This is a genomic window from Xanthomonas albilineans (assembly GCF_009931595.1).
Taxonomy (GTDB): Bacteria; Pseudomonadota; Gammaproteobacteria; order Xanthomonadales; family Xanthomonadaceae; genus Xanthomonas_A; species Xanthomonas_A albilineans.
On sequence record NZ_CP046570.1, the window covers coordinates 2,962,982 to 2,985,584 of the forward strand.

Consider the following 22,603-nt stretch of genomic DNA (forward strand, 5'->3'; position numbering starts at 1 on the left):
CAGATGCCGACAGCGACGACGGACACCCAGATGACGGACTAGGGCGCGCAGGCATCCGCGCCGCAATCGCGTCCCGATGCCGAGGTGCCCGGCAGCAGACCGCGCAAGGTCGCAGCGAATACCTCTGGCGGCTGCGCGCCCTGCAGCGACTGGCGGCCATCGATGACATACGTGGGCACCGCGCGAATCCCCATCGCCTGCGCCTGCTGCAACTGCGCCTGGATCTCGACCAGGCCCTCCTCCCCGTCCAGCAACGCCTGCACGCGTGCTGGCGGCAGGCCACCGGCGGCACCGGCGTCAAGCAATGTCTGCGTCTCGGCGAGATTGCGGCCTTGAGCGAAATGCGCGTGGAACAGCGCCTCGGCAACCGCGTCGGCGTCACCTTCGCGCGCGGCCAGCCACAACACCCGATGTGCCGGCAACGTGGTCACTCGTACCTGACCGCGACCGAAATCCAACGGCAGGCCCTCGGCACGCGCGGTGGCCTGGGTCTGCATCAAAATCTGCTCGGTCCGCGTAGGACCGCCGAACTTGGATGCGTAGGCCTCGCGCAACGGCACCGGAGTGAAATCGGCCTCGGGATCGAGCAGATAGGGATGCCAGTGGATCTCCAACGCCGGCGCATCCGCGCCAAGCGCCGCGACGCCCTGTTGCAGGCGGTGCAGACCGATCCAGCACCAGGGACAGACCATGTCGGACCAGATGTCGATACGCATTGGGGAGACTTAAGACTCAGCACGATGAAACATGAGACAGCATACGACACTGAACGACGACGGCGATTGCCGAAGCGCGCTCTCCGTTTCCCATATCAATCCTGCGACCAGCGACAAAACGGATGTGCGGCCAGGGCGGCGTTGTAGTAACGCCGATCGTCCGTGACCTCTGCACCGATCCAATCGGGCCTGGCGAACCTCTCATCGGCGCTATCCAGTTCGATCTCGGCCACCACCAGACCTGCGTTATCGCCAAGAAATTCGTCCACCTCCCATAGATGCCCCTGGTGTTGCACCAAATGTCGGCGCTTGTCGATCAGTCCGCCCACGCATAACGCCAACAATGCGCGTGCATCGTCCAACGGCAGCGGATATTCGAATTCCTGGCGGGTATGCCCCAGCTCGCGCGACTTGAAATTGAGAAACGCCTGCTCACCCTGTAAGCGTACCCGCACCGACGCCTTCTCCGCCCCACTGGCCAGCGCCACCGGGTCGTTCATGTAGCCCTGCGCCATCGGGATGACGGCATGCGTCGTCGTGCGCCAGCCATCGCCGGCGACCAGGAATTTACGTTCGATTTCGATCGGCATGATGGGAATCTCGCAGAAACGGGGGGAGGTCTCGATACGATTACGTGATACGCACATCCGCAACGCGGTCAAACGATTTAACGACGACGAAAAGCAGTACCGCTGTGCAAGGCGCCATCCCAGGCCCCGCGGAAGATCTACCGCTCGAACACCGCGATACTCTCCACATGCGCGGTATGCGGAAACATGTCCATCGCTCCCGCTGCCTTCAACACGAAACCCTGTGTGTTGACCAAGTAGCTGGCGTCGCGGGCCAACGAGCCGGGATGGCAACTGACATAGACGATGCGCTGGAACTGCTTCAGCGGCAGTTGCTGTAGCACCTCCAGCGCACCGGAACGCGGCGGATCGAGCAGCAGCTTGTCGAAGCCCTGGCGCATCCACGGTGCCTGGCGCTGATCCTGCGTCAGGTCGGCAGCGAAGAACTGCGCGTTATCCAGGCCGTTGCGCTGCGCGTTCTCTCGCGCGCGCGTCACCAGTCCGGCATCGCCTTCCACCCCCACCACCTCGCGCACTGTGCGCGCCAGCGGCAAGGTGAAATTCCCCAGGCCGCAGAACAAATCCAGCACGCGATCGCCCGATTGCGCATCGAGCAAGGCCAAGGCATGCGCAATCATCTGCTGATTGAGCACGGCGTTGACCTGGATGAAGTCCAATGGCCGGAACGCCAACTCCACGTCCCACTGCGGCAGCCGGAACGACAGCGGCGCCGCCTGCGGATACAGCGGATGCACGCTATCCACGCCAGCGGGTTGTAGGAAGATGGCGAAATCGTGTGCCTGAGCGAAGGCGATCAGCGCATCCTGGTCGTGTTCGCTGAGCGGCTGCATGTGGCGAAAGGTCAGCGCCACCGTGGCATCACCGGCGATGAATTCGATCTGCGGAATGTCGCGCTTGGCGTCCAGGCGCTCGACCAACTCAGCCAGCGCCGCGACCTTGAGCCCGACCTGCGGAATCACCGTATGACATACCGACAGGTCGGCGACGAAACGTGGATCCTGCTCGCGAAAGCCGACCAGGGTCTTGTCCTTCTTCTCTACCCGGCGGACTGAGAAACGCCCCTTGCGGCGGTAACCCCAGGACGCGCCCGACAGCGCCGGCAGAACCACCTGTGGAGTGACATGCCCGATGCGCTCCAGGTTGTCGGTCAGCACCTGCTGCTTGGCGAGGATTTGCTGGTCCTCGGCCAGGTGCTGCAACACGCAGCCGGCACAGACGCCGAAATGCGGACAGCGCGGCGCAACCCGCTGCGACGAGGCCTGCAGCACCTGCAGGGTGCGCGCCTCGTCGAAATGGCGGTTGCGGGCAGTGGGTTCGGCGAGAACGATCTCGCCAGGCAGGGCGCCGGCGACGAAGGCGACCTTGTCGCCCTCGCGGCGGGCAACGCCGCGGCCGTCGTGGCTCAAATCGGCGATTTCAGTCTGGAAAGGGGTACGGTCGAGGCGGTTTCTGGATCGGGCCACGTGGCGATTGGCTGCGGGCTGAAAAGGGCGGCCATTGTCGCAGATGGCCAGGCGCCGGGACTGACTTGCGCTGGTCACAACGACGCGGCAAAGTGACGCGGCGTCTCCTTAGACGCCGCTATGATGTACCAACGCCGCATGGAGGCAACGCAAGATGGCATCGAACCAGGACACTGTGACGCGACTTTTGCTCGTCGAAGACGACCCGATCAGCCGCGCCTTTTTTCATATCACGCTGGAATCCCTGCCAGCACAGATCGATCTGGCCGACTCCGTCGCCACTGCCCTCGCCCACGCGGGAATACGCAACCATGATCTTTGGCTGATCGACGCCAACCTGCCCGACGGCAGCGGCACAGAACTATTGCAGCAGTTGCAGCGACAGTGCCCCGGTGCGCAGGGATTGGCACACACCGCCGACGCCAGCGACACCGTCCGCGAGCAACTGTTACGCGGCGGGTTCGCCGAGGTCCTGTTGAAACCCCTAAGTGCCGAGCACCTGTTGCAGCGCGTGCGCTGGCTGCTCGCACGCGGCCCCACCAGCGACCTGTCCGCCATGGACTGGGACGAAACAAAGGCCCTGACTGCGCTCAACGGCGAACACGCCCACCTGATCGCATTACGCGAACTGTTCCTGACGGAACTGCCCGGCGCCCGCGACGCGATCGCCTCGGCACTGCAACTCAGCGACGAGCAAGCGGTACGCAGCCACCTGCACCGCTTGCAGGCCAGTTGTGGTTTCGTCGGCGCCACGCGGCTGGCGGGTGCGGTGCGCCAGTTGCATGGCAACCCCGCCTCGCCGCAGGCGCTGCACCAGTTCAGCGAGGCGGTGGCGGCGTTGCTGCATTAGGTCTGGACAGCGGGACTTGCAGCAAGACGCCTCCGCAGCGGCGCTTTTGGCCTGCGCCGCTGACGGCAGAAACATCGAACACCTACTTGTCGGCAGGAGGGCGCCAGCATACGTCGCCAAAAAAATCGGTGTTCCGGCCGATCCAGGCACCTGCTTGGCGCAGGCTGCGGTGCTTGCGTGTGCTGGCCGCGCTATTTCCCCTGCCCGCCGCCACGTCCCGACCGCGTTACGATTCTGGCGTTCCCATTGCCGGATCCGACGTTGCGTCTCCCAGCGGCATAGGCTTGCGCAGCAGATTTTCTAGCATTTCCCACGACTTCAAACCACGCCCACCGAGGTGATGCAGCAGCACCACACGCATGCCGCGACGCAAGCCGGGCAAGTCCTCGGCGACCGGCAGGGTATCGTCTGCCAATGCCAACAGCGCACGTCCGGTAGCCATACCACTGCGCTGGTCGTGGCCGTGATCGCGCAACAGCCGCCTTGGCCCGTGTTCGGGATCGAGCGCATAGCGCGCCGCCGGATCGATTGGCGCGCCATCGCCATCGTGGCGCAGGTCGAACCATACCCCCAGCGCCTCCAGCATATCGCGCTCGAAACACCGCAGCGACCAGGCCAGCGGCGCCTCGGCAGCCAGCCGCGCGCGGACGCGTGCGTACGCCAGGTACAGGTCCGGCGCGGGGTCGTCACGCGGCGCCAGGCGCAGAGTCAGCTCGTTGATGTAGAAGCCGGCGAGCATCGCCTCGCCAGTGAGCCGCGGCGCCGTATCCAGCGGCTCGGCCGCACGCAGCTGCGCCAGTTCGCCACGGCGCTGGGCGCTGAAGCGGATCGACTGCAACGGCTGCAACGTCGCGCGCAACGCCTGCTTTTTCGGCCCCTGCACGCCTCGCGCCAGCACACCGAGACGGCCGTGGTGCACGCTCAGGATTTCGACCAACAGGCTGGTCTCGCGCCAGGGCCACGCATGCAGCACAAAGCCTGGCTCGTGCTCGATCAAAGCCGGGACTCGGGACCCGGGGCCAGGGGCCCGGGAAAAGCAGCAATCAGGCGTCGGAAAGCGCACGAGCAAACGCGACCAAGAACGCATTTGCCCTGGATTTCTCCGATTGATGCAGTGCGCAGTCGCAGTGAAGCGACGAGTTCGGGGCGGGATGCGCGCAAGCAAGCATGGCCGAGACCGTTGCCCTGGCTTCTCCCGGGTCCCGGGTCCCGAGTCCCGCGTCCCGGCTTCATTCGTATCCGAACGCCTTCAGCGCCGCTTCGTCGTCCGACCAGCCCTCGCGCACCCGAACCCAGGTCTCCAAGAACACTTTGGCACCGAACAGGCGCTCCATCTGCTGCCGTGCCTTGGCGCCGATCTCCTTCAAACGCGTCCCGCCCTTGCCGATGACGATCGCCTTTTGGCCTTCGCGCTCGACCCAGATCACCGCGCCGATGCGCAACAGCGCGCCATCCTCGGCGAAGCGTTCGATCTCCACCGTGGTGGCATAAGGCAGCTCCTCGCCGAGCTGGCGCATCAGTTGCTCGCGCACCAATTCGCCAGCCAAAAAGCGCTGGCTGCGGTCGGTGATCTCATCCTCGCCGAACATCGGCGGCGCTTCCGGCACCAACGCCAGCAGGTCGCGTACCAGCGCCTCCATGCCTTTGCGCTTGAGCGCGGAGACCGGATGCACCGCGGCGAAACTCCGACCGTCGCTGACCTGCTGCAGGAATGGGAGCAACGCGGTTTTGTCCTTGAGCCGGTCGACCTTGTTGACCACCAACACCACCGGAATCCCGGCATCGCCAAGGACGTTGAATGCCAGCGTGTCTTCTTCGTCCCAGCGCCCGGCTTCGATCACCAGCAAACCCGCATCCACGCCTTCCAGTGCACCGCGCGCGGCGCGGTTCATCACCCGGTTCATGGCGCGCTTGTGCTCGCGGTGCAAACCCGGCGTATCAACCAGCAGCAATTGCCCTGCGGGAAAACTGGCGATGCCCAGCAGCCGGTGCCGCGTGGTCTGCGGCCGGTTGGAGACGATGCTGACCTTGGCGCCGACCAAGGCGTTGGTCAGGGTGGATTTGCCCACGTTGGGCCGGCCGATCACCGCCACGCTGCCGCTGCGGTATGAAGTCACTGCGTCATTCACTTGCTCGAATCCAGTTGCTCGATGACAGCGGCGGCGGCCTGTTGTTCGGCCAGTCGTCGCGAGGTGCCCTCGCCCTCGGCGACGAGGACAGGCTCGGTGAGTGCGCAGCGCACCCGGAATCGCTTGGCGTGCTCGTCGCCAGTCTCGCTAATCAATTCGTAGGCTGGCAGCGCCCGCTGCCGTGCTTGGAGCCACTCCTGCAAGCGGGTCTTGGCGTCCTTCTCCGGCTTGCCCACCGGCAACGCCGCCAGTCCGCTCTCGAACCAGGGCAGGATCGTCGCACGGCAGGTCTCGAAGCCGGCGTCGAGATAGATCGCCGCGACCACCGCTTCGACGGCGTCGGCCAAGATCGAATCGCGCCGATGCCCACCGGACTTCATCTCGCCCGGCCCCAGGGTCAGGCGGTCGCCCAGTTCCAGTTGCCGACCGATCGCAGCCAGCGACGCCTCGCGCACCAATTCGGCGCGGGCACGGGTCAGCGCACCCTCGTCAGCCTTGGGCCAGCGCTGATACAGCGCCTCGGCGATCAACAAGTTGACGATGCTATCGCCAAGAAATTCCAGACGTTCGTTGTGCGGTGCGCCGGCGCTGCGGTGGGTCAGCGCCTGCGCCAACAACTGCGGCTCGGTGAAGCGATGACCGATACGGTCACCACGCAGCACGGTTTTACTGCCCACCACGCGTCGTCAGATCCTGGGTGGCGTCGAACTTGCCAACCACGTCCAGGTTGGCGATCAGCGAGCGGCGCACTTCGTAGTCCACGTGCATTTTCACACCGGTACCGGTGCGTTCGAAAGTAACGTCTTCGGGCTTCACGTTGTCCGCGTTACTGATATCCAGGCGACGAAACAACGACCTCTTCGCCTCCGCCGGGTCCATCTCCGCGCTACCAGCTTCGGCCGCAAACCCCTTCATCGCCGAACGCACCGCGTAGAACTCCAGGTACATCGGAAACAGCTTCATGCCGATGTAGATGAAGAATCCGACCACCGCCAACACGACCGCGAACGAGGTCAAGGTGATCCCACTTTGTTTATGCTGCATCGCGTTTCCCCTCACGCACGTTACTGGATCGCCGTTCCGATCCGCGACGGATCGAAACTGCCGTTACATAACCACCCCTGGCAATTGAACCAGATCAGGAACGCCTTGCCACGCAAGTTTTCCTCGGGCAGGAAGTGGGTCTGGGTCCAGAACCGGCTGTCTTCGCTATTATCGCGATTATCGCCCATCACGAAGTACTTGCCTGGCGGCACCACCCAGTCGCCCTGGCTGGCCGGCATGTTGCGGCCCAGCCACTCCAGTTCGGTATGGGTCCGGCCCGGCAAGTACTCGGTGAGCAAGGTCGCACCGGTCATCTCCGCGCCTTTGCCCTTGCCCACGTATTCGCCGATGACCTTGTACTTCATCGGCGTACCGTTGATGTACAGGGTGTCGCCGTGGAAGCCGATACGATCGCCCGGCAAGCCAACGATACGTTTGATCCAGTTCTCTTCTGGATTTTGCGGAGGATTGAATACCACCACGTCGCCGCGCCTGGGCTCGCTCACCGGGATCACCTTTTTGTTGGTAATCGGCAAACGCAAGCCGTAAGCGAACTTATTGACCAAGATGAAATCCCCAACCAACAGATTCGGCATCATCGAACTGGACGGGATCTTGTACGGCTCGGCGATGAAGCTACGCAAGATCAGCACCACCGCCAACACCGGAAAAAACGCCCGCGAGTAATCCACGAGCACAGGCTCGGTGTCCAGCAAATTGGCGCGCGCGGCACGGCGCTTGGCAAAGAACAGCTTGTCCAGCAACGTCACGATGCCAGTGGCGAGGGTCAGGACCACCAGCGCGATTTCAAACCATTTCATTCTGCTTCCTTCGGGACGGGACGAGCAGCCAGTGGCCGCGACAAAACGTGGAGGGATTTACGACGTGAAAGCCCGGCCGATCCAGACCGTTTGCACGGCCGCCGGTGCCCTGCGCCATGCCTTACTTATTGTCCATCTGCAACACAGCCAAGAACGCCTCCTGGGGAATTTCCACGCGACCGACCTGCTTCATGCGCTTCTTGCCTTCCTTCTGCTTTTCCAGGAGTTTCTTCTTGCGCGATACGTCACCACCATAGCACTTGGCCAGCACATTCTTACGCATGGCCTTGACCGTGGTGCGAGCGATGATCTGCGAGCCGATCGCCGCCTGGATCGCCACGTCGAACATCTGCCGCGGAATCAGATCCTTCATTTTCTCGCATAACTCGCGGCCACGGCGGTCGGCATGGCTGCGATGGGCGATCAACGACAGCGCATCGACCTTATCGCCATTGATGAGGACGTCCACGCGCACGAACGGACCGGCCTCGAAACGAACGAAGTGGTAGTCCAGCGAGGCGTAGCCGCGGCTGACCGACTTGAGCTTGTCGAAGAAATCCAGCACCACCTCGGCCATCGGCAACTCGTAGCTGATCTGCACCTGGCTGCCAAGATAATTGATGCCGATCTGGCTGCCACGCTTCTCTTCGCACAGCTTGATGATGTTGCCAATGTATTCCTCGGGCGTGAGGATGTTGGCGCGGATGATCGGCTCGCGGATTTCCTCGACCATGTTCAACTGCGGCAGCTTGGCCGGGTTGTCCATGTTGATGATCGCGCCGTCGGTTTTCAGTACTTCGTACACCACCGTCGGCGCGGTGCTGATCAGGTCAAGGTTGTATTCGCGCTCCAGGCGCTCCTGCACGATCTCCATGTGCAGCATGCCGAGAAAGCCGCAGCGGAAGCCGAAGCCCATCGCCTCGGAACTTTCCGGCTCGAAGCGCAGCGCCGCATCGTTCAAGCGCAGCTTGTCCAGCGCCTCGCGCAGGTTCGAATAGTCCTCGGCATCGACCGGAAACAACCCGGCGAACACCCGCGGCTGCATCTCCTGGAAACCTGGCAGCGGCTTGGCAGCCGGGTCGCCTGCCTGGGTCAGGGTGTCGCCGACCGGTGCGCCGTGCACGTCCTTGATGCTGGCGGTGACCCAGCCCACCTCGCCGGCGGCCAGCTTCGGCAGCACTTTGCGTTTTGGGGTGAACACACCGACGCTGTCCACCTGATGGGTGCGGCCGGTGGACATCACCAGCAGCTTGTCGCCGGCCTTGATCTCGCCCTGCATCACCCGCACCAGCGAGACCACGCCCAGATAATTATCGAACCAGGAATCGATGATCAACGCCTGCAACTTGTCGGTGTCGCGCGGCACCGGCGGCGGGATGCGCTGCACGATCGCCTCCAACACATCGCGCACGTTCAGGCCGGTCTTGGCGCTGACCGGAACCGCGTCGGTGGCGTCGATACCGATCACCGCCTCGATCTCGGCCTTTGCCCGCTCGATGTCGGCGGTCGGCAGGTCGATCTTGTTCAGCACCGGCACCACTTCCAGGCCCTGCTCCACCGCGGTGTAGCAATTGGCTACCGATTGCGCCTCAACCCCCTGCGCAGCGTCCACCACCAGCAGTGCGCCTTCGCAAGCGGCGAGCGAGCGACTGACCTCGTAGCTGAAGTCGACATGGCCGGGCGTGTCGATGAAGTTCAAGTGGTACACCTGCCCATCCTGCGCGGTATATGGCAGCGACACGGACTGGGCCTTGATGGTGATCCCGCGCTCGCGCTCGATCGGGTTGGAGTCGAGCACCTGCGCCTCCATCTCGCGCGCCTGCAGGCCACCGCACAGTTGGATGATGCGATCGGCCAAGGTCGATTTGCCATGGTCGACATGGGCGATGATGGAGAAATTGCGGATGTTCCGCATCGAATCAGAGGACATGAGGTGGGCGGCGGCCAGGACCGTCGTCAGGATAACGGGCTATTATCGCATGGCTGGCAGCAGAGGGTCGCCACAGCCCGGGGGACGGCCCCTCCTGGACCGCCCCTGGAACGCTGCCCAAGCAGCAGCCGGGCGCCGGACTCAGCCGCCGGCGCGCACCGCGACGAAACTGTTGGTGTTGCGGTAGCTGATCAGCAGCATCACCACATCGCCCTTCTTGTAGCCGCTCAGTTGCTGGTTTAACGCGGCCACGCTCCCGACTGGCACACGCCCGACCTGCAGGATCACCATGCCCGGGACCAACTGCGCGTCGCGGGCCGAACGGCCGGTCACCGCGGCGATGCGCACGCCCTTGCCCGGTTCCAGTCCCAATTGCTGACGCGAGGCGGCATCCAGATCGGCCACCTCGATCCCCAGCAACGCGTTGGCGCCATGGGCCGGAGCTGTGTTGTCGGCACCTGCGCTACGCGCGCCAGCGGTGCGGTCGTCGGCCAGAGCGGTCAACTGCACGCTGATGTCGCGCGGCTTGCCGTCGCGCAGAATGCTCAGACGCACCTTGGTGCCAGGCGGCAACAAGCCGATCATCGGCGGCAGATCGCTGTAAGACTGAATATCCTTGCCATCGATGCTGCGGATCACGTCCCCCACCTCGACCCCGGCCTTGGCGGCCGGACTGCCGGCCGGGATATCGTTGACCAGCGCGCCGCGGGTATCCGGCAACCCCAGGCCCTGCGCCTTCAGACTGTCGATCGGGCCCACCTGCACGCCGAGCATGCCGCGGCTGACGTGCCCATGGGCCTTGAGCTGTTCGGCCGCACTCATCGCCAAGTCGATCGGGATCGCGAAGCTGATGCCCATGTAGCCACCGGAGGCGGAGAAGATCTGCGAATTGATGCCCACCACTTCGCCGCGGGTATTGAGCAACGGGCCGCCGGAGTTACCCTGATTGATCGCCACGTCGGTCTGGATGAACGGCACGTAGCGCTGGTCGGCGTAGGGATTGCTGCGGCCGGTGGCACTGACGATGCCTGCGGTGACCGAATGATCCAGACCGAATGGCGAGCCGATCGCCACTACCCACTGGCCAGGCTTGAGCAGATTGGAATCGCCGATCCGCACCGTCGGTAGGTTCTTGCCGTCGATCTTCAGCAGCGCCACGTCGTACTGTTGATCGCTACCCACCACCTTGGCGGTGAATTCGCGGCGGTCGGTGAGTTTGACCTTGACCTCGCTGGCACCATCGATCACGTGATGATTGGTCAGCACATAGCCGTCAGAGGAGATGATGAAGCCCGACCCCATGGAGCGGCCAGCGGGTGCGCCATCGTCATCGTTCGGCGCACGCCCGCGCGGCTGCGCAGGCATGCCAGGAATCCCATCTGGCCCGAAGAAGCGACGGAAGAATTCGGGAATCTGGTCGTCGTCGGGCATGCCGCCATCGGAGCGCGTGGCGGCAGTGCGGCGGCTGATCGTGGATTCGACATTGACCACGCCTGGCCCGACCTGCTCGACCAACCGGGTGAAATCGGGCAAACCAGCGACCAGTTGTGGCGCTGGTGCCGTCTGCGCGGCTGGCGGCGACGCGACGGACGTACTGGGTGCATGCTGCTGCGCGCAAGCGGCCAACGGCATGATCAAGACCAACAGGCACAGTAGATTGTTGTGGATACGGTGAGTCATCGGACACGAGCCTTCGGTTCGAGGGAAGAGTTAGAACGAGGAAAAGATGCCGCAGTCACCAAACGCTGGAACGAAGCAAGGATTCCGACCGACGCACGCAATCAAGGCTGTTGCGAAGGTGGTGCGGCGACCGTAGCGTCTGCAGACAACTGCGGCTCGAACGGGTAAAACGCCGCTGAAGACACACCTTGACCAGGAAAACTAGCCGTGAACTCGCTGCTGGAAGCCCCCTGCGGCAGCGGCGAACGCGGCCACGGTCGCGGCTGCAAAGCAGGCGTCGCATGCCCGAACGGATCGCCTGCCCGCTGTGCGATCGCCGGCGCGGCGACTGCAGGAACAGCAAACGGAGGCGTCGCCTGCACCGGCCGCGCGGCAACCGCACGCGCGGGATGCTCGACCGCGACAGCGCCAGCCGCGCGCTCCACTTGCGCGCGGCGCATCCCATCGCCACGGCCCTCGGCGTCCTGAGGTCGATGCGCCGCTGTTGCCACCGCCGGGGCAGCGACAACAGCGGCGGCGAGATCGCTCTGCGGATCGACGGGCGTCGGCCGGGGCGCTGGAAGCCGCGCCGGCGATGCAGCGGACGCAGACGTCTGTGTGGTGGCACTGGCGACCTGCGTCGGCGGCACTGACGCGGGTGCCTCGGGCAAACGTTCGCGGGTCACGAATAAAGCGAGCCCCGCGACCGAGGCGGCCAACGCCACGCCGCCGCCCCAGCGCCATGTGCGGCGGTTGCCGGCAGCACCGAGCCGACGGGCCTGCACTTGCTGCGATGCCTCGGCCGCGACAGCCTCGCGCACGCGGGCACTGAAATCCGCTGGCGCCGGCACGCTAACACGGCCACGCAGGATCTCCCCGCACAATTGCCAACGCTCGTGGCAGCCGGCCAATTCTTCATCGTGCTGCAACCGACGCAACACGAAGCGTGCCTCGTCGGCCGGCAATTCGCCATCGATCAAGGCGGACAACTGCTGCCGGTAGTGAAGTTCAAACTTGTCCGGGACCACAGTGCCGGGAGGTGGCACGGGCTGGGGAAAAGGCGTGTTCTCGGTCATACGCGGTGTCGCTCACGAGTGGCGCTGTCGGTATCCAACAGGGGACGGAGTTGGGCGTCGATGGCTTCTCGCGCACGGAAGATGCGCGAACGCACCGTGCCGATCGGGCACCCCATCTTCTGCGCGATGTCCTCGTAACGCATGCCGTCCACCTCGCGCAGGGTGATGGCGGTACGTAATTCTTCCGGCAGGGCATCGACCGCCTGCATCACCGTGCGCTCCAACTCCTGACGCATCAGCTCGCGTTCCGGCGTATCGGTGTCACGCAGCCGCGCGCCGCTGTCGAACTGCTCGGCATCGAGCACATCGACATCGTCGGTGGGCGGCCTGCGCTTATGTGCAATCAGGTAATTCTTAGCGGTATTCACGGCGATCCGGTGTAACCATGTAGAGAACTGGGCATCGCCGCGGAAGCTCCCCATCGCGCGGTAGGCGCGAATGAAAGTGTCCTGGGCCACGTCCTGACATTCGCTCCAGTCGGCGATGTAGCGCCCGATCACGCCGACGACCCGGTGCTGGTACTTGCGCACCAGCACATCGAACGCCGTGCTCTCGCCGCGCTGCACACGCCGGACCAGTTCCGAGTCCAGCTCCTGGGATGTTTCGACATCGGCCATAGCGGGCCGCACTCCTGTCAGCCCAACCTACGTCGGACCGTATGACCGCCAATTCGGAAAAAAGTTCAGCGCTCCTCAACGGACCGCCGTCCCACCACGTTAACCAGAAGTCCGTTAGGCTGGCGCAAGACCAGCGGTCGCAAGACCCACGTCAATGCCGATACATTGGATTTGACGCTATGGAAACAACCTCTGGATGATAACGGCCTTCTCCATACACACACGAATGGTCCTCCCATGGTCTCAGGCTTCGATGGGCTCCGATTCAGTCACTGGCAAGCGGACATCCGCGACGACGGGGTCGTCGTACTCAGCCTCGATCGCCAGGACGCGCCCGTCAATGCGCTGTCGCAGGCCGTCCTGCTGGAACTGGACGACCTGCTCGACCGCATTGCCATCGATCCGCCCAGGGGCGTGGTGATCCGCTCGGCCAAACCCAATGGCTTCATCGCCGGCGCCGACCTCAAAGAGTTCCAGGAATTCGACCGCCGCGGCACCGTCAACGACGCGATCCGGCGTGGTCAGGCCACCTTCCAGAAGCTGGCGGAATTGCCCTGCCCCACCGTCGCTGCGATCCATGGCTTCTGCATGGGCGGCGGCACCGAGATCGCGCTGGCCTGCCGCTTCCGGATCGCCTCCAGCGATGCGTCCACGCGCATCGGCCTGCCCGAGACCAAACTCGGCATCTTCCCCGGCTGGGGCGGCAGCGCGCGCCTGCCACAATTGATCGGCGCACCGGCGGCGATGGATCTGATGCTCACCGGGCGTACCGTGTCGGCAACGGCGGCGCGGGCGCTCGGCCTGATCGACAAGATCGCCGCGCCGGCCATGCTGACCGATAACGCGGTGACGCTGGCCCTGTCCGGCAGCGCACGGCCATTCCAGCAGCGTGTCACTGCCTGGGCCACCAATACCTGGCCGGCGCGCAAACTGCTGGCGCCGCAGATGCGCAAGCAGGTCGCGCGCAAGGCACGAAAAGAACACTACCCGGCGCCGTATGCGCTGATCGACGTGTGGGAGCGCACCGGCGGCAGCGACATTCAGGCACGTCTGGACGCCGAGCGCAAAGCGGTGGTCAAGCTGGCCGGCACACCGACCGCGCACAACTTGATTCGCATTTTCTTCCTCACCGAACGGCTCAAGTCGCTAGGCGGCAAGGAACACGGCATCCGCCATGTACACGTAGTCGGCGCTGGCGTGATGGGTGGCGACATCGCGGCGTGGTCTGCCTACAAGGGCTTCGAAGTGACCCTGCAAGACCGCGAACAGCGTTTCATCGATGGCGCGCTACGCCGTGCCGGCGACCTGTTTGCCAAGCGCGTCAAGGACGACAGCAAGCGCCCGGAGGTGGCGGCACGCTTGAAAAGCGACCTGAGCGGCGACGGCGTATCGACAGCCGACCTGGTGATCGAAGCCATCATCGAAAACCCGCAAGCCAAGTGCGACCTGTATCGAGAGCTGGAACCACAGATGCAGCCGAACGCGCTGCTCAGCACCAACACGTCCTCGATTCCGTTGAACGAGTTACGCGAACAACTCCAGCACCCGGCGCAGTTCGGCGGCTTGCATTACTTCAACCCAGTGGCGCAAATGCCATTGGTGGAAATCGTCTGCCACGACGCCCTGCCGCCGGAAAATCAAAACCGCCTGGCGGCATTCTGCAAGGCGATCGACAAGCTGCCGGTGCCGGTCGCCGGCACTCCGGGATTCCTGGTCAACCGGGTGCTGTTCCCGTACATGTTGGAAGCGGCCACCGCATATGCCGAGGGCATTCCCGGCCCTGCGATCGATAAGGTCGCGGTGAAGTTCGGCATGCCGATGGGCCCGATCGAACTCCTCGACACCGTCGGCCTGGACGTGGCCGCTGGCGTCGGCGCGGAGCTGGCGCCATTCCTGGGCCTGCCGATTCCGGCGGCGCTACAGACGGTGCAGCCGGGCAAGCGCGGCAAGAAGGACGGCAAGGGCCTGTACGTCTGGGAAAACGGTCGCGCCAAGAAACCCGAATTGACCAAGGACTACCGCGCGCCGGACGATCTGGAAGACCGCCTGATCCTGCCGTTGCTCAACGAAGCGGTGGCATGCCTGCACGACGACGTGGTCGCCGATGCCGATCTGCTGGATGCCGGAGTGATCTTCGGCACCGGCTTCGCGCCATTCCGTGGCGGCCCGATCCAGTACATCCGCGCCGCCGGTGCCGACACACTGCTGGCACGCTTGCGCACGCTGCAAGCGCGCTACGGCGAGCGCTTCGCACCGCGCCCAGGTTGGGATTCGCCGGCATTACGCGAAGCGCCGGTCTGAGATTCCACCAGGCCGGCAAGTTCGCAAGCGCGACGGACTGTCGCGGGCGCGTGAATTGAAACCTCTACCGCGCACAAGGATGGCTTACTGACCGAGTCCCACACTCACGGGCGCGTGGATTGAAACACATAGATAACACGCGGCTCGGGTTTGGCGCTATGTCGCACCCTCACGGTCACGTTGATCGCGACGCATCCCACTGGAAACCGCTCGCGGCTACTGCCGCACACAGGCCAGTTCAAGAATGCGGAGGCACCTGCGCACGACCATGCCTGTGCGCGTCGTGGTCGTGGTCGTGGTCGTGGTCGTGGTCGTGGTCGTGACTATCATGGTCGTGGTCACCACTCGCCACCGGAGTGCCGCACGGTGCCGCACCGCAATGGCCCGCCTCCATCTGCAAGGTGATGTGATCGATACCGAAACGTTCGTGCAACTCCTCGCGCAGACGCGCACGCAACACATCGCCATCGATGCCCTCGGTGAACACCACATGCGCGGTCAACGCCGGCGTACTGGAAGCCAGCGCCCAGATGTGCAAGTCATGCACGCTCGCCACGCCCGGTACCGCATGCAGATGACCGCGCACCGCCTCCATGTCGACTCCTTTGGGCACGCCTTCCAGCAGCACATTGACCGCCTCGCGCAACAGCACCCAGGTCCGCGGCAGCACCCACGCCCCGATCAGGATCGCCAGGACCGGGTCGATCCATTTCCAGCCGGTGAGACGGATCGCCAACGCGCCGACAATCACGGCAACCGAGCCGAGCATGTCGCTCCACACTTCCAAATAAGCACCTTTCATGGTCAGACTGTCGCCACTGCCGGCCTTGAGCAAGCGCATCGCGATCAGGTTGACCAGCAAGCCGAACGCGGCGATGCCGAGCATTCCAACTGTTGCGACATGCTGGGGTTGATGGAACCGCTGCAGCGCCTCCCACAGGATGTAACCGGCCACCACGAACAACAACGCCGCGTTGACCAGCGCCCCGAGCGCTTCCAACCGCGCATAGCCGTAGCTGCGCCTGGCATCGGGCGGACGCCGACTCAGCCGCACCGACACCAAAGCGATCATCAACGCCAACGCATCGGTGGCCATGTGCGCGGCATCGGAAAGCAACGCCAGACTGTTGGTGACAAGCCCCCCGGCCACCTCCACCATCAGGAACATGGTCGTCAAACCGAAAGCCCACCATAAGGGTACTTCGTGGCGGATCTGAGTCGGCGCGTGGTTGTGGTCGTGTCCCATGGAACACCTGGCAACGAAGCGATAAGGGAAGTGGACACCACCATACGCTGGCGCCGGCACGGAGACTATTACACCGTGGCGGCAATGCCATGCACCAGTACGCGCTTGCTGCGACTGCGAATGTCAGGGCAGCCAGCGCAGCAGCAGCACGCTGATGCTCGCCAGCGCCAACAGCGACAACGCCCCAGCCGCAAGCACACGACCACCAGAGGCCAACATCGCTCGCAGGTTTACCGATAACCCCAGAGCCGCCATTGCCAGCAAGGTCAGCAGGGAAGAAGCAGATTGCGCCACTTCCACCAAAGGCGCCGGCAGCAGTCCGCACGCACGCAATCCCATCATGCCGATAAAACCGAACACGAACCACGGCACCAGGGTATGGAGCGGCCTGCGCTGCGTCTGTCGGCGGCCACCGAGTACACCCAGCAGCAACAGCACCGGCCCCAGCATCACCACCCGCATCAACTTGACCAGCGTACCGACCTGGGCGCTGACGGCACTGACCGGTAGGGTCGCCGCGAGTACCTGCGGCACCGCATACACGGTCATGCCGGCCAGGATGCCGTAGTGGTGATGATCCAGTCCCAGTAACGGCACCGTCAGCGGCAGCACCAGCACCACCACGATGCCGAGTGCCGCGGTGAATGCGATCGAAGCGGCCACGTCCTGCGAATCGGCGTCGATGACCGGCGCGGCCGCCACGATCGCCGAATTGCCACAGATCGCGTTGCCGCAGGCAACCAACGTGGCCAAGCGCGGCGGCAGGCCAAACGCGCGGCCAATGCCGTAGCCGATCCCGATGGCCAACAGCACGACAGCGGCAATCGTGATCAGCAGCCAGCCACCAGCCGCACCGATGGCGGCGAGGCCGACTGTGGCCCCGAGCAGCACGATTGCCAGTTCAAGCGGCAATTTGGCGGCGAAGGCGATTCCGCCATGAACGCACGATGGCAGCGTGCATGCGGTACGCAGCAACGTGCCGAGCACGATCGCGAACACCAGCGCATCGATCCACCGCCGCCCCAACCACTGCAATTGCCCCCACTCGACCAACCACGCCAACAGCGCAATGGCCACCGCCAACGCGCCACCCGGCAGCAGCCTTCTGGCGCTCCACCCCATCGTGTACATCGTGTCGCGCTCCTCGAAATGACCACAGGATGTGCCTACGCACCCTTCTGATCCATCGGATAATTGTACACACTTCATTCGTATGAATCGAATGGTTCCATCATGACCCTGGAACAACTCGCGCTATTCGTCGCAGTCGCCGAACGCCAGCATCTGACCTTGGGCGCACACGCCGCGCACCGCACACCGTCTGCGGCCAGTGCCGCGATCAAGGCACTGGAGCGCCAGTACGGCGTCACGCTGTTCGATCGCGTCGGTCGCGGCATCGTCCTGACCGCCGCCGGCGCTGCGTTCTGCGAGGATGCCCGGGCGATCCTGGCGCGGCGTGCTGCGCGGCACCCTCGACCTGCACGCCAGCCAGACCGTCGCCAGCTACTGGCTGCCAGCCCGGCTCATGGCGTTCCATGCGCGCTATCCGCAGATCCTGGTGCGGCTCAGCGTCGGCAGTACCGAGAACGTGGCGCGCGCGGTAAGCGAAGGACGCGCCGAATTGGGCTTCGTCGAAGGCCACGTGCAGGCGCCGGAACTGCACGCGTCGGCACTGGACCACGATCGACTGAGGGTAGTCGCTGCACCAGGGCACCCGCTGGCAGGGCAACGACGCTTCGGCCTGCCTCGGCTGGTCGAGCGCGGCACCTGGATCATGCGAGAACCTGGCTCGGGCACACGCTCGGCGTTCGAGACGGCATTGCGTGCCACCGGGATTGCTCCGGACCGACTGCGCGTCGCGCTGACCTTGCCCTCCAACGAGGCGGTTTTATCGGCGGTGCATGCCGGCGAGAGCCTGGCCGCGATCTCGCAACTCGCCGCCGCGCCGTGGCTGGAAAGCGGACGCCTACGTGGCATCGGCGCACCGCTGGACGCACGCAGCTTTTACGCTCTGAGGCATCGCGAACGCAGCCTTGGTGCCGCCGCGTCCGCACTGCTGGCGCTGCAAACACCGGCCACGGCGGGCTGATCCGTCACGCCCGATCTCCCGCGCCAGCACTGCATTGGCATGCGAATGATTTGATTCAATTTCCAAGTGCAACACTCCGCGATCGAACTCCGCAATCACCTAGTATTGGCATGGGAAAACAATACCGTCATTTGAGTTGCGAAGAACGCGCGTTTCTGCAGGTCGAGCGCGGCAACGTGGAAACAATGAGAATACCAACGAAATTCTGCGTCAATTCATGCCCAAGGGGGCAAACCTTTCCGAGGCAAACCAGGAATATCTGAATAATGTCGCTGATCTGATGAACGCTCGATCACGCTAGACGCTCGACTGGCAGACGCAAAATCAGGCGCTGGAAAAAAGAGCGCTAAATTCAACTGACGTATCGCACTTGCAAGTTGAAACCGCCCTGCTAGGCATGGAAATTAAAACCGCGAAATTCGACACACTTTCGACGCTTGACACTCGCGCATTCACCGGTTACTAATGATTGCGAAGGCGGGCATATGCTGGTGCGCTAGGACGCTTTCCTCACCACTACTCTTAGCCGTTTCGAAGGATCGATCGTCGCATGCTTCAATCCCTCTCCACGCTATTGCTTGACGGCCTTCTCCTGGCCCTGCCGATCATCGGCATCGTCCGGCTTCGTGGTGGCAGGCTCAATCGGGTGAAACTGGCCGCCATCCTCGCGGCAATGCTCAGCGCACGCGGCATCCAGGCAACCGCCGGGGTACCGGAGCAGCCGTTGCCGATCCTGGAGGCAGTGTTGATCGGCGCATTCACCCTGTTCGCGATGGTGGTGTCCGCTCGCCATGCAAACCGCCGTAACGGTCGAGAACACACGCCATGACCCTGTTCCGCCAGGAAGTGCTGCAAGCACGTCGCAACAGTTGGCTGGGTGGCATCTCCCTGGCGCAGCCCGTGCGGGCATGGGTGCTCGCCAGCGCCGCCGGGATCGTGGCGGCATCCGTCGTGGTCTTCTTGTGCATGGGCACCTATACCCACCGCTCCACGGTGACCGGGCAATTGGTGCCGATCAAGGGCCTAGCCACGGTGATGGCGCCGGCCACCGGCGTCGTGAGCCGGCTGGACGTCAGCGAAGGGCAACGGGTCAAGGCCGGGCAGATGCTCGCCGTGGTCACGGTTCCGCGCGCGGCATATTTAATATTTCCAGGATGCCTGGAAATCGCAATCCTGAGGCGAATTAACTCAGGCTAAAAATGGAGCAGGATATGTACGATCTGAGCGCAGATGAAATTAACCTGGTATCAGGAGGCCTAGGGTTTGCCGACTTCACAGGTGCAGCCGGTGGCTTTCTAGGCGGCGAAGCCGGAGCAGAAGGGGCAATGATTGGACTCGGTATTGGTGGCCCCATAGGGGGAGCTATCGGCGCCGCAATCGGATTAGGCATCGGCTACTACATTGGCAAGTCAATTGTAGAGGGTTGACTTAATCATGGTGGGGCATTGAAAAATGCCCCACCATTACAATAAAAAATTAGAACAATATGAAAAAAATAAAACGCCTAGGACTCAACCAACAGCTCAAGGATCGCCCCAAAGTTATATTTTACATTTCACTTTTCCTTGTGGGATATGTAGCAGCACATTTGATTGATCATGGCACTGCTGCGTTACTTGGTTGCATTGCAGGAATTGCAGGACACTGGAAAACCACATGGATATCAAAAGTCGAAGTTTCAATTTCCAATTTCCGTGATATTGAAGAATTCCTGATTTCCAATAGATATGTATTCGATAAGAATAAAAATTGCTGGGAGCCTGATATCCATAGGCTACTGAGATTTGACGCTCAAGACGTCATGATTAAAAAGAACGATGATTTACCACTTGTTATCGGCCCTTTTTACATCCTAAGGAAAATGCTATCCAATCCAATCTTTCAATGAGGGCGTGGCAAGAAATTTTCATTCAATATTGAACACATAGTCAAAAACCCATTTTGACCGTTTCGAAGGATCGTCGCATGTTCCAATCCCTACCCACGCTATTACTTGACGGCCTTCTTCTGGCCCTACCGATCATCGGCATCGTCCGGCTTCGTGGTGGCAGGCTCAATCGGGTGAAACTGGCCGCCATCCTCGCGGCAATGCTCAGCGCACGCGGCATCCAGGCAACCGCCGGGGTACCGGAGCAGGCGTTGCCTATCCTGGAGGCAGTGTTGATCGGCGCATTCACCCTGTTCGCGATGGTGGTGTCCGCTCGCCATGCAAACCGCCGTAACGGTCGAGAACACACGCCATGACCCTGTTCCGCCAGGAAGTGCTGCAAGCACGTCGCAACAGTTGGCTGGGCGGCATCTCCTTGGCGCAGCCCGTGCGGGCATGGGTGCTCGCCAGCGCCGCCGGGATCGTGGCGGCATCCGTCGTGGTCTTCTTGTGCATGGGCACCTATACCCACCGCTCCACGGTGACCGGACAACTCGTGCCGATCAAGGGTCTTGCCACGGTGATGGCGCCGGCCACCGGCGTCGTGAGCCGGCTGGAGGTCAGCGAAGGGCAACGGGTCAAGGCCGGTCAGATGCTCGCCGTGGTCACGGTTCCGCGCGCGACCCTGGGCAGCGGCGACACGGAAGCGGCACTGCAACACCAATTGCGTCAGCGCGGCGAAGGCTTGAAATCGTCCGAACAAGCACGGTTGCAGCAATTGGATGCGCAAGAGCAGGGCTTGCGTGCGCAGCTAGCCAATCTGCGCCAGGAATTGGTGCAAGTGGACGCAGAAGTCGCCACCCGTCGCAACCAGATCGCGCTTGCCAATGAGGTGCTGCAACGCTGGCGCCAATTGCAGGACGACAAATACGTCAGCGTGCTGCAAATCAAGCAGCAGGAATCCAGCGCATTGGAATACACCAGCCAGATGCAGGCCTTGCAACGGCAGGCGACGGAGATGCGGCGCAGCGCGGCGCAGATCGAACAGCAACTACGCGTGTTGCCGGGGCAGCGCGGGGGCGTGCAGGCCGATTATCGACGGGATGCGGCGGCGGTGGAACAGGAACAGGTGCAAACCCAGGTCAATGGCGCCTTGGTGGTGACGGCGCCCGTGGCAGGTGTGGTGGCCACGCAGATGGCAAAACCGGGGCAAGCGATCCAGCTCGGGCAGCCGCTGCTGAGCGTGGTGCCGGGCGATGGACGCCTGGAAGCCGAATTACTGGTCCCCAGCCGTGCCATCGGCTTTATCGCCCCTGGGGATAACGTGTTGCTGCGCTATCAAGCCTTCCCGTATCAAAAGTTTGGTCACCAGCAAGGCCACCTGAGCCGGATCAGCCGCAGCGCCCTGAGTTCGAGTGAACTGGGCGCGCTGATCGGCAATGCCCAACAGGGGGAGCCGTATTACCGCGTCACCGTTGCGCTGGGGCGGCAAAGCGTCATGGCCTACGGCAAGCCCGAGATGCTCAAGCCGGGGATGCTGTTACAAGCCGACATCATCGGCGAGCGCAGAAGGCTAATCGAATGGGTGTTTGAACCCTTGTTGTCGCTTGGGAGGTGATTGGTTTGGATGCATCGACTGAGCGATGCCTGCAATCAAGATGTTCAGGAGTGCTTTGTGAGTGAAATCGCCAGATAACATGCTAGGTCACAAGGATGAATTTCCCGAAATATTGCGAATCAGAACTGAATTCACAGATTAATTTTTTTGGGAAAACCCAAAATCCCGTGACGCAGGGGTACTGCGTCCACATTAAGGAGATTGTGTAATGCGCGAATTGACTGCAAATGAAATTGAAATTGTTGATGGCGGCACACTAGCTGGTGATATCGCCTTTACAGCGGCATCTGGATGGTCTGCTGGAGTCATGGGGACAGGTGTAGGCTTGGTCTTCGGTGGTCCAGTCGGCGGTATTGCCGGTGGGCTAGTCGGCTTTGGAATTGGTGTTGGCGCAGGTATAGGCTACATCCTCGCTCAGCCTAGGTGACGTAACCTGGCGCCAGCATCATCTATGCTGGCGTCATTTCAGGAACCAAAAAAATGAATAATATTCTTCCGCTTTTAGCTGCACTATTCGTATGCTTACTAACAACGATAGTTTCCGCGCTTCTTTATGAACACCTCATCATTCGCTGCCTTGTTATTTT

The 22,603-nt window shown here is 62.8% G+C and carries 24 protein-coding genes and 2 pseudogenes; 12 read left to right on the forward strand and 14 right to left on the reverse strand.

Annotated elements, in window-relative coordinates:
- Nucleotides 1-38: 38 nt before the first annotated feature.
- From XaFJ1_RS12330 to rlmD, 3 genes are all read right to left on the reverse strand, one after another.
- On the reverse strand, nt 39-716 hold the full coding sequence (locus XaFJ1_RS12330; RefSeq protein WP_012917009.1) for a DsbA family oxidoreductase: 678 nt from the start codon (nt 714-716) through the stop codon (nt 39-41).
- A gap of 95 nt (nt 717-811) precedes the next feature.
- Complete coding sequence (locus tag XaFJ1_RS12335; protein ID WP_012917010.1) at nt 812-1,306, reverse strand: CYTH domain-containing protein; 495 nt, start codon at nt 1,304-1,306, stop codon at nt 812-814.
- A 137-nt stretch (nt 1,307-1,443) separates the two neighbouring features.
- A complete protein-coding gene (gene rlmD / locus XaFJ1_RS12340) occupies nt 1,444-2,769 on the reverse strand; it encodes a 23S rRNA (uracil(1939)-C(5))-methyltransferase RlmD (protein ID WP_045757387.1) in 1,326 nt (441 codons plus the stop codon).
- Between the two features lie 154 nt (nt 2,770-2,923).
- Here rlmD and XaFJ1_RS12345 point away from each other — a divergent pair, with 154 nt between their 5' ends.
- Nucleotides 2,924-3,619, forward strand: coding sequence for a response regulator (locus tag XaFJ1_RS12345; protein ID WP_012917012.1), 696 nt, complete (start codon nt 2,924-2,926; stop codon nt 3,617-3,619).
- Nucleotides 3,620-3,845: 226 nt separating this feature from the next.
- On the opposite strand, the gene recO is transcribed toward XaFJ1_RS12345, so the two are convergent.
- From recO to rpoE, 9 genes are all read right to left on the reverse strand, one after another.
- On the reverse strand, nt 3,846-4,616 hold the full coding sequence (gene recO, locus XaFJ1_RS12350) for a DNA repair protein RecO (RefSeq protein WP_012917013.1): 771 nt from the start codon (nt 4,614-4,616) through the stop codon (nt 3,846-3,848).
- Nucleotides 4,617-4,848: 232 nt separating this feature from the next.
- Nucleotides 4,849-5,748, reverse strand: a complete 900-nt coding sequence (gene era, locus XaFJ1_RS12355) for a GTPase Era (protein ID WP_012917014.1) — start codon at nt 5,746-5,748, stop codon at nt 4,849-4,851.
- Complete coding sequence (gene rnc / locus XaFJ1_RS12360) at nt 5,745-6,425, reverse strand: ribonuclease III (protein ID WP_045757388.1); 681 nt, start codon at nt 6,423-6,425, stop codon at nt 5,745-5,747. Before rnc ends, era begins: the two co-directional genes overlap by 4 nt.
- A complete protein-coding gene (locus XaFJ1_RS12365; RefSeq protein WP_012917016.1) occupies nt 6,415-6,792 on the reverse strand; it encodes a DUF4845 domain-containing protein in 378 nt (125 codons plus the stop codon). Before XaFJ1_RS12365 ends, rnc begins: the two co-directional genes overlap by 11 nt.
- Before the next feature lie 20 nt (nt 6,793-6,812).
- Nucleotides 6,813-7,613 (reverse strand): signal peptidase I, encoded by an 801-nt coding sequence (gene lepB / locus XaFJ1_RS12370; protein ID WP_012917017.1) that lies wholly within the window; start codon nt 7,611-7,613, stop codon nt 6,813-6,815.
- Between the two features lie 121 nt (nt 7,614-7,734).
- Nucleotides 7,735-9,528 (reverse strand): translation elongation factor 4, encoded by a 1,794-nt coding sequence (lepA, locus tag XaFJ1_RS12375; RefSeq protein ID WP_012917018.1) that lies wholly within the window; start codon nt 9,526-9,528, stop codon nt 7,735-7,737.
- A gap of 156 nt (nt 9,529-9,684) precedes the next feature.
- Complete coding sequence (locus tag XaFJ1_RS12380) at nt 9,685-11,223, reverse strand: DegQ family serine endoprotease (protein ID WP_012917019.1); 1,539 nt, start codon at nt 11,221-11,223, stop codon at nt 9,685-9,687.
- Between the two features lie 101 nt (nt 11,224-11,324).
- Entirely contained in the window at nt 11,325-12,278 is a 954-nt protein-coding gene (locus tag XaFJ1_RS12385; protein ID WP_012917020.1) for an RseA family anti-sigma factor, read from the reverse strand.
- On the reverse strand, nt 12,275-12,895 hold the full coding sequence (gene rpoE, locus XaFJ1_RS12390; protein ID WP_012917021.1) for an RNA polymerase sigma factor RpoE: 621 nt from the start codon (nt 12,893-12,895) through the stop codon (nt 12,275-12,277). Before rpoE ends, XaFJ1_RS12385 begins: the two co-directional genes overlap by 4 nt.
- A 237-nt stretch (nt 12,896-13,132) precedes the next feature.
- On the opposite strand from rpoE, the gene XaFJ1_RS12395 reads away from it, so the two are divergent.
- A complete protein-coding gene (locus tag XaFJ1_RS12395; protein ID WP_012917022.1) occupies nt 13,133-15,196 on the forward strand; it encodes a 3-hydroxyacyl-CoA dehydrogenase NAD-binding domain-containing protein in 2,064 nt (687 codons plus the stop codon).
- Between the two features lie 238 nt (nt 15,197-15,434).
- Here XaFJ1_RS12395 and XaFJ1_RS12400 read toward each other — a convergent pair whose 3' ends face one another.
- Together XaFJ1_RS12400 and XaFJ1_RS12405 are read right to left on the reverse strand one after the other, a co-directional pair.
- Nucleotides 15,435-16,442 (reverse strand): cation diffusion facilitator family transporter, encoded by a 1,008-nt coding sequence (locus XaFJ1_RS12400; protein WP_161525195.1) that lies wholly within the window; start codon nt 16,440-16,442, stop codon nt 15,435-15,437.
- Nucleotides 16,443-16,565: 123 nt separating this feature from the next.
- Nucleotides 16,566-17,573: a YeiH family protein gene (locus XaFJ1_RS12405; RefSeq protein ID WP_012917024.1), complete on the reverse strand. Its 1,008-nt coding sequence runs from the start codon at nt 17,571-17,573 to the stop codon at nt 16,566-16,568.
- A 102-nt stretch (nt 17,574-17,675) separates the two neighbouring features.
- On the opposite strand from XaFJ1_RS12405, the pseudogene XaFJ1_RS16260 reads away from it, so the two are divergent.
- From XaFJ1_RS16260 to XaFJ1_RS16395, 10 genes and pseudogenes are all read left to right on the forward strand, one after another.
- A pseudogene (locus tag XaFJ1_RS16260) lies at nt 17,676-17,798 on the forward strand (helix-turn-helix domain-containing protein); the annotation flags it as partial.
- Nucleotides 17,799-17,874: 76 nt separating this feature from the next.
- Nucleotides 17,875-18,531, forward strand: a complete 657-nt coding sequence (locus XaFJ1_RS12410) for a LysR substrate-binding domain-containing protein (RefSeq protein WP_012917025.1) — start codon at nt 17,875-17,877, stop codon at nt 18,529-18,531.
- A 172-nt stretch (nt 18,532-18,703) separates the two neighbouring features.
- A pseudogene (locus XaFJ1_RS16265) lies at nt 18,704-18,912 on the forward strand (IS30 family transposase); the annotation flags it as partial.
- 169 nt (nt 18,913-19,081) lie between these two features.
- Nucleotides 19,082-19,360 (forward strand): hypothetical protein, encoded by a 279-nt coding sequence (locus XaFJ1_RS12415; RefSeq protein WP_012917026.1) that lies wholly within the window; start codon nt 19,082-19,084, stop codon nt 19,358-19,360.
- Nucleotides 19,357-19,728, forward strand: a complete 372-nt coding sequence (locus XaFJ1_RS12420; RefSeq protein ID WP_012917027.1) for a M23 family metallopeptidase — start codon at nt 19,357-19,359, stop codon at nt 19,726-19,728. The genes XaFJ1_RS12415 and XaFJ1_RS12420 overlap by 4 nt, the downstream gene beginning before the upstream one ends.
- Nucleotides 19,729-19,742: 14 nt before the next feature.
- Entirely contained in the window at nt 19,743-19,958 is a 216-nt protein-coding gene (locus XaFJ1_RS12425) for a hypothetical protein (RefSeq protein WP_230596843.1), read from the forward strand.
- A gap of 59 nt (nt 19,959-20,017) precedes the next feature.
- Entirely contained in the window at nt 20,018-20,419 is a 402-nt protein-coding gene (locus XaFJ1_RS12430) for a hypothetical protein (RefSeq protein ID WP_080931569.1), read from the forward strand.
- A gap of 77 nt (nt 20,420-20,496) precedes the next feature.
- Complete coding sequence (locus XaFJ1_RS12435; protein WP_012917028.1) at nt 20,497-20,775, forward strand: hypothetical protein; 279 nt, start codon at nt 20,497-20,499, stop codon at nt 20,773-20,775.
- A complete protein-coding gene (locus XaFJ1_RS12440; protein ID WP_012917029.1) occupies nt 20,772-22,016 on the forward strand; it encodes an HlyD family secretion protein in 1,245 nt (414 codons plus the stop codon). Before XaFJ1_RS12435 ends, XaFJ1_RS12440 begins: the two co-directional genes overlap by 4 nt.
- Before the next feature lie 208 nt (nt 22,017-22,224).
- Nucleotides 22,225-22,443 carry a hypothetical protein gene (locus XaFJ1_RS16395; protein ID WP_012917030.1) on the forward strand — a complete coding sequence of 73 codons (219 nt, stop codon included), beginning with the start codon at nt 22,225-22,227 and terminating at the stop codon, nt 22,441-22,443.
- Nucleotides 22,444-22,603: the final 160 nt, after the last annotated feature.

What these genes read in the sequence shown, in the direction of transcription:
- XaFJ1_RS12330 (WP_012917009.1), bottom strand. Translation starts at nt 716, where the DNA reads ATGCGTATCGACATCTGGTCCGACATGGTCTGTCCCTGGTGCTGGATC.
- XaFJ1_RS12380 (WP_012917019.1), bottom strand. Translation starts at nt 11,223, where the DNA reads ATGACTCACCGTATCCACAACAATCTACTGTGCCTGTTGGTCTTGATC.
- XaFJ1_RS12385 (WP_012917020.1), bottom strand. Translation starts at nt 12,278, where the DNA reads ATGACCGAGAACACGCCTTTTCCCCAGCCCGTGCCACCTCCCGGCACT.
- XaFJ1_RS12410 (WP_012917025.1), top strand. Translation starts at nt 17,875, where the DNA reads ATGCCCGGGCGATCCTGGCGCGGCGTGCTGCGCGGCACCCTCGACCTG.
- lepB (WP_012917017.1), bottom strand. Translation starts at nt 7,613, where the DNA reads ATGAAATGGTTTGAAATCGCGCTGGTGGTCCTGACCCTCGCCACTGGC.
- XaFJ1_RS12395 (WP_012917022.1), top strand. Translation starts at nt 13,133, where the DNA reads ATGGTCTCAGGCTTCGATGGGCTCCGATTCAGTCACTGGCAAGCGGAC.
- lepA (WP_012917018.1), bottom strand. Translation starts at nt 9,528, where the DNA reads ATGCGGAACATCCGCAATTTCTCCATCATCGCCCATGTCGACCATGGC.
- XaFJ1_RS12440 (WP_012917029.1), top strand. Translation starts at nt 20,772, where the DNA reads ATGACCCTGTTCCGCCAGGAAGTGCTGCAAGCACGTCGCAACAGTTGG.
- XaFJ1_RS12415 (WP_012917026.1), top strand. Translation starts at nt 19,082, where the DNA reads ATGCTTCAATCCCTCTCCACGCTATTGCTTGACGGCCTTCTCCTGGCC.
- XaFJ1_RS12425 (WP_230596843.1), top strand. Translation starts at nt 19,743, where the DNA reads ATGTACGATCTGAGCGCAGATGAAATTAACCTGGTATCAGGAGGCCTA.
- XaFJ1_RS16395 (WP_012917030.1), top strand. Translation starts at nt 22,225, where the DNA reads ATGCGCGAATTGACTGCAAATGAAATTGAAATTGTTGATGGCGGCACA.
- XaFJ1_RS12400 (WP_161525195.1), bottom strand. Translation starts at nt 16,442, where the DNA reads ATGGGACACGACCACAACCACGCGCCGACTCAGATCCGCCACGAAGTA.
- XaFJ1_RS12335 (WP_012917010.1), bottom strand. Translation starts at nt 1,306, where the DNA reads ATGCCGATCGAAATCGAACGTAAATTCCTGGTCGCCGGCGATGGCTGG.
- XaFJ1_RS12430 (WP_080931569.1), top strand. Translation starts at nt 20,018, where the DNA reads ATGAAAAAAATAAAACGCCTAGGACTCAACCAACAGCTCAAGGATCGC.
- XaFJ1_RS12435 (WP_012917028.1), top strand. Translation starts at nt 20,497, where the DNA reads ATGTTCCAATCCCTACCCACGCTATTACTTGACGGCCTTCTTCTGGCC.
- XaFJ1_RS12365 (WP_012917016.1), bottom strand. Translation starts at nt 6,792, where the DNA reads ATGCAGCATAAACAAAGTGGGATCACCTTGACCTCGTTCGCGGTCGTG.
- XaFJ1_RS12405 (WP_012917024.1), bottom strand. Translation starts at nt 17,573, where the DNA reads ATGTACACGATGGGGTGGAGCGCCAGAAGGCTGCTGCCGGGTGGCGCG.
- XaFJ1_RS12420 (WP_012917027.1), top strand. Translation starts at nt 19,357, where the DNA reads ATGACCCTGTTCCGCCAGGAAGTGCTGCAAGCACGTCGCAACAGTTGG.
- rpoE (WP_012917021.1), bottom strand. Translation starts at nt 12,895, where the DNA reads ATGGCCGATGTCGAAACATCCCAGGAGCTGGACTCGGAACTGGTCCGG.
- XaFJ1_RS12345 (WP_012917012.1), top strand. Translation starts at nt 2,924, where the DNA reads ATGGCATCGAACCAGGACACTGTGACGCGACTTTTGCTCGTCGAAGAC.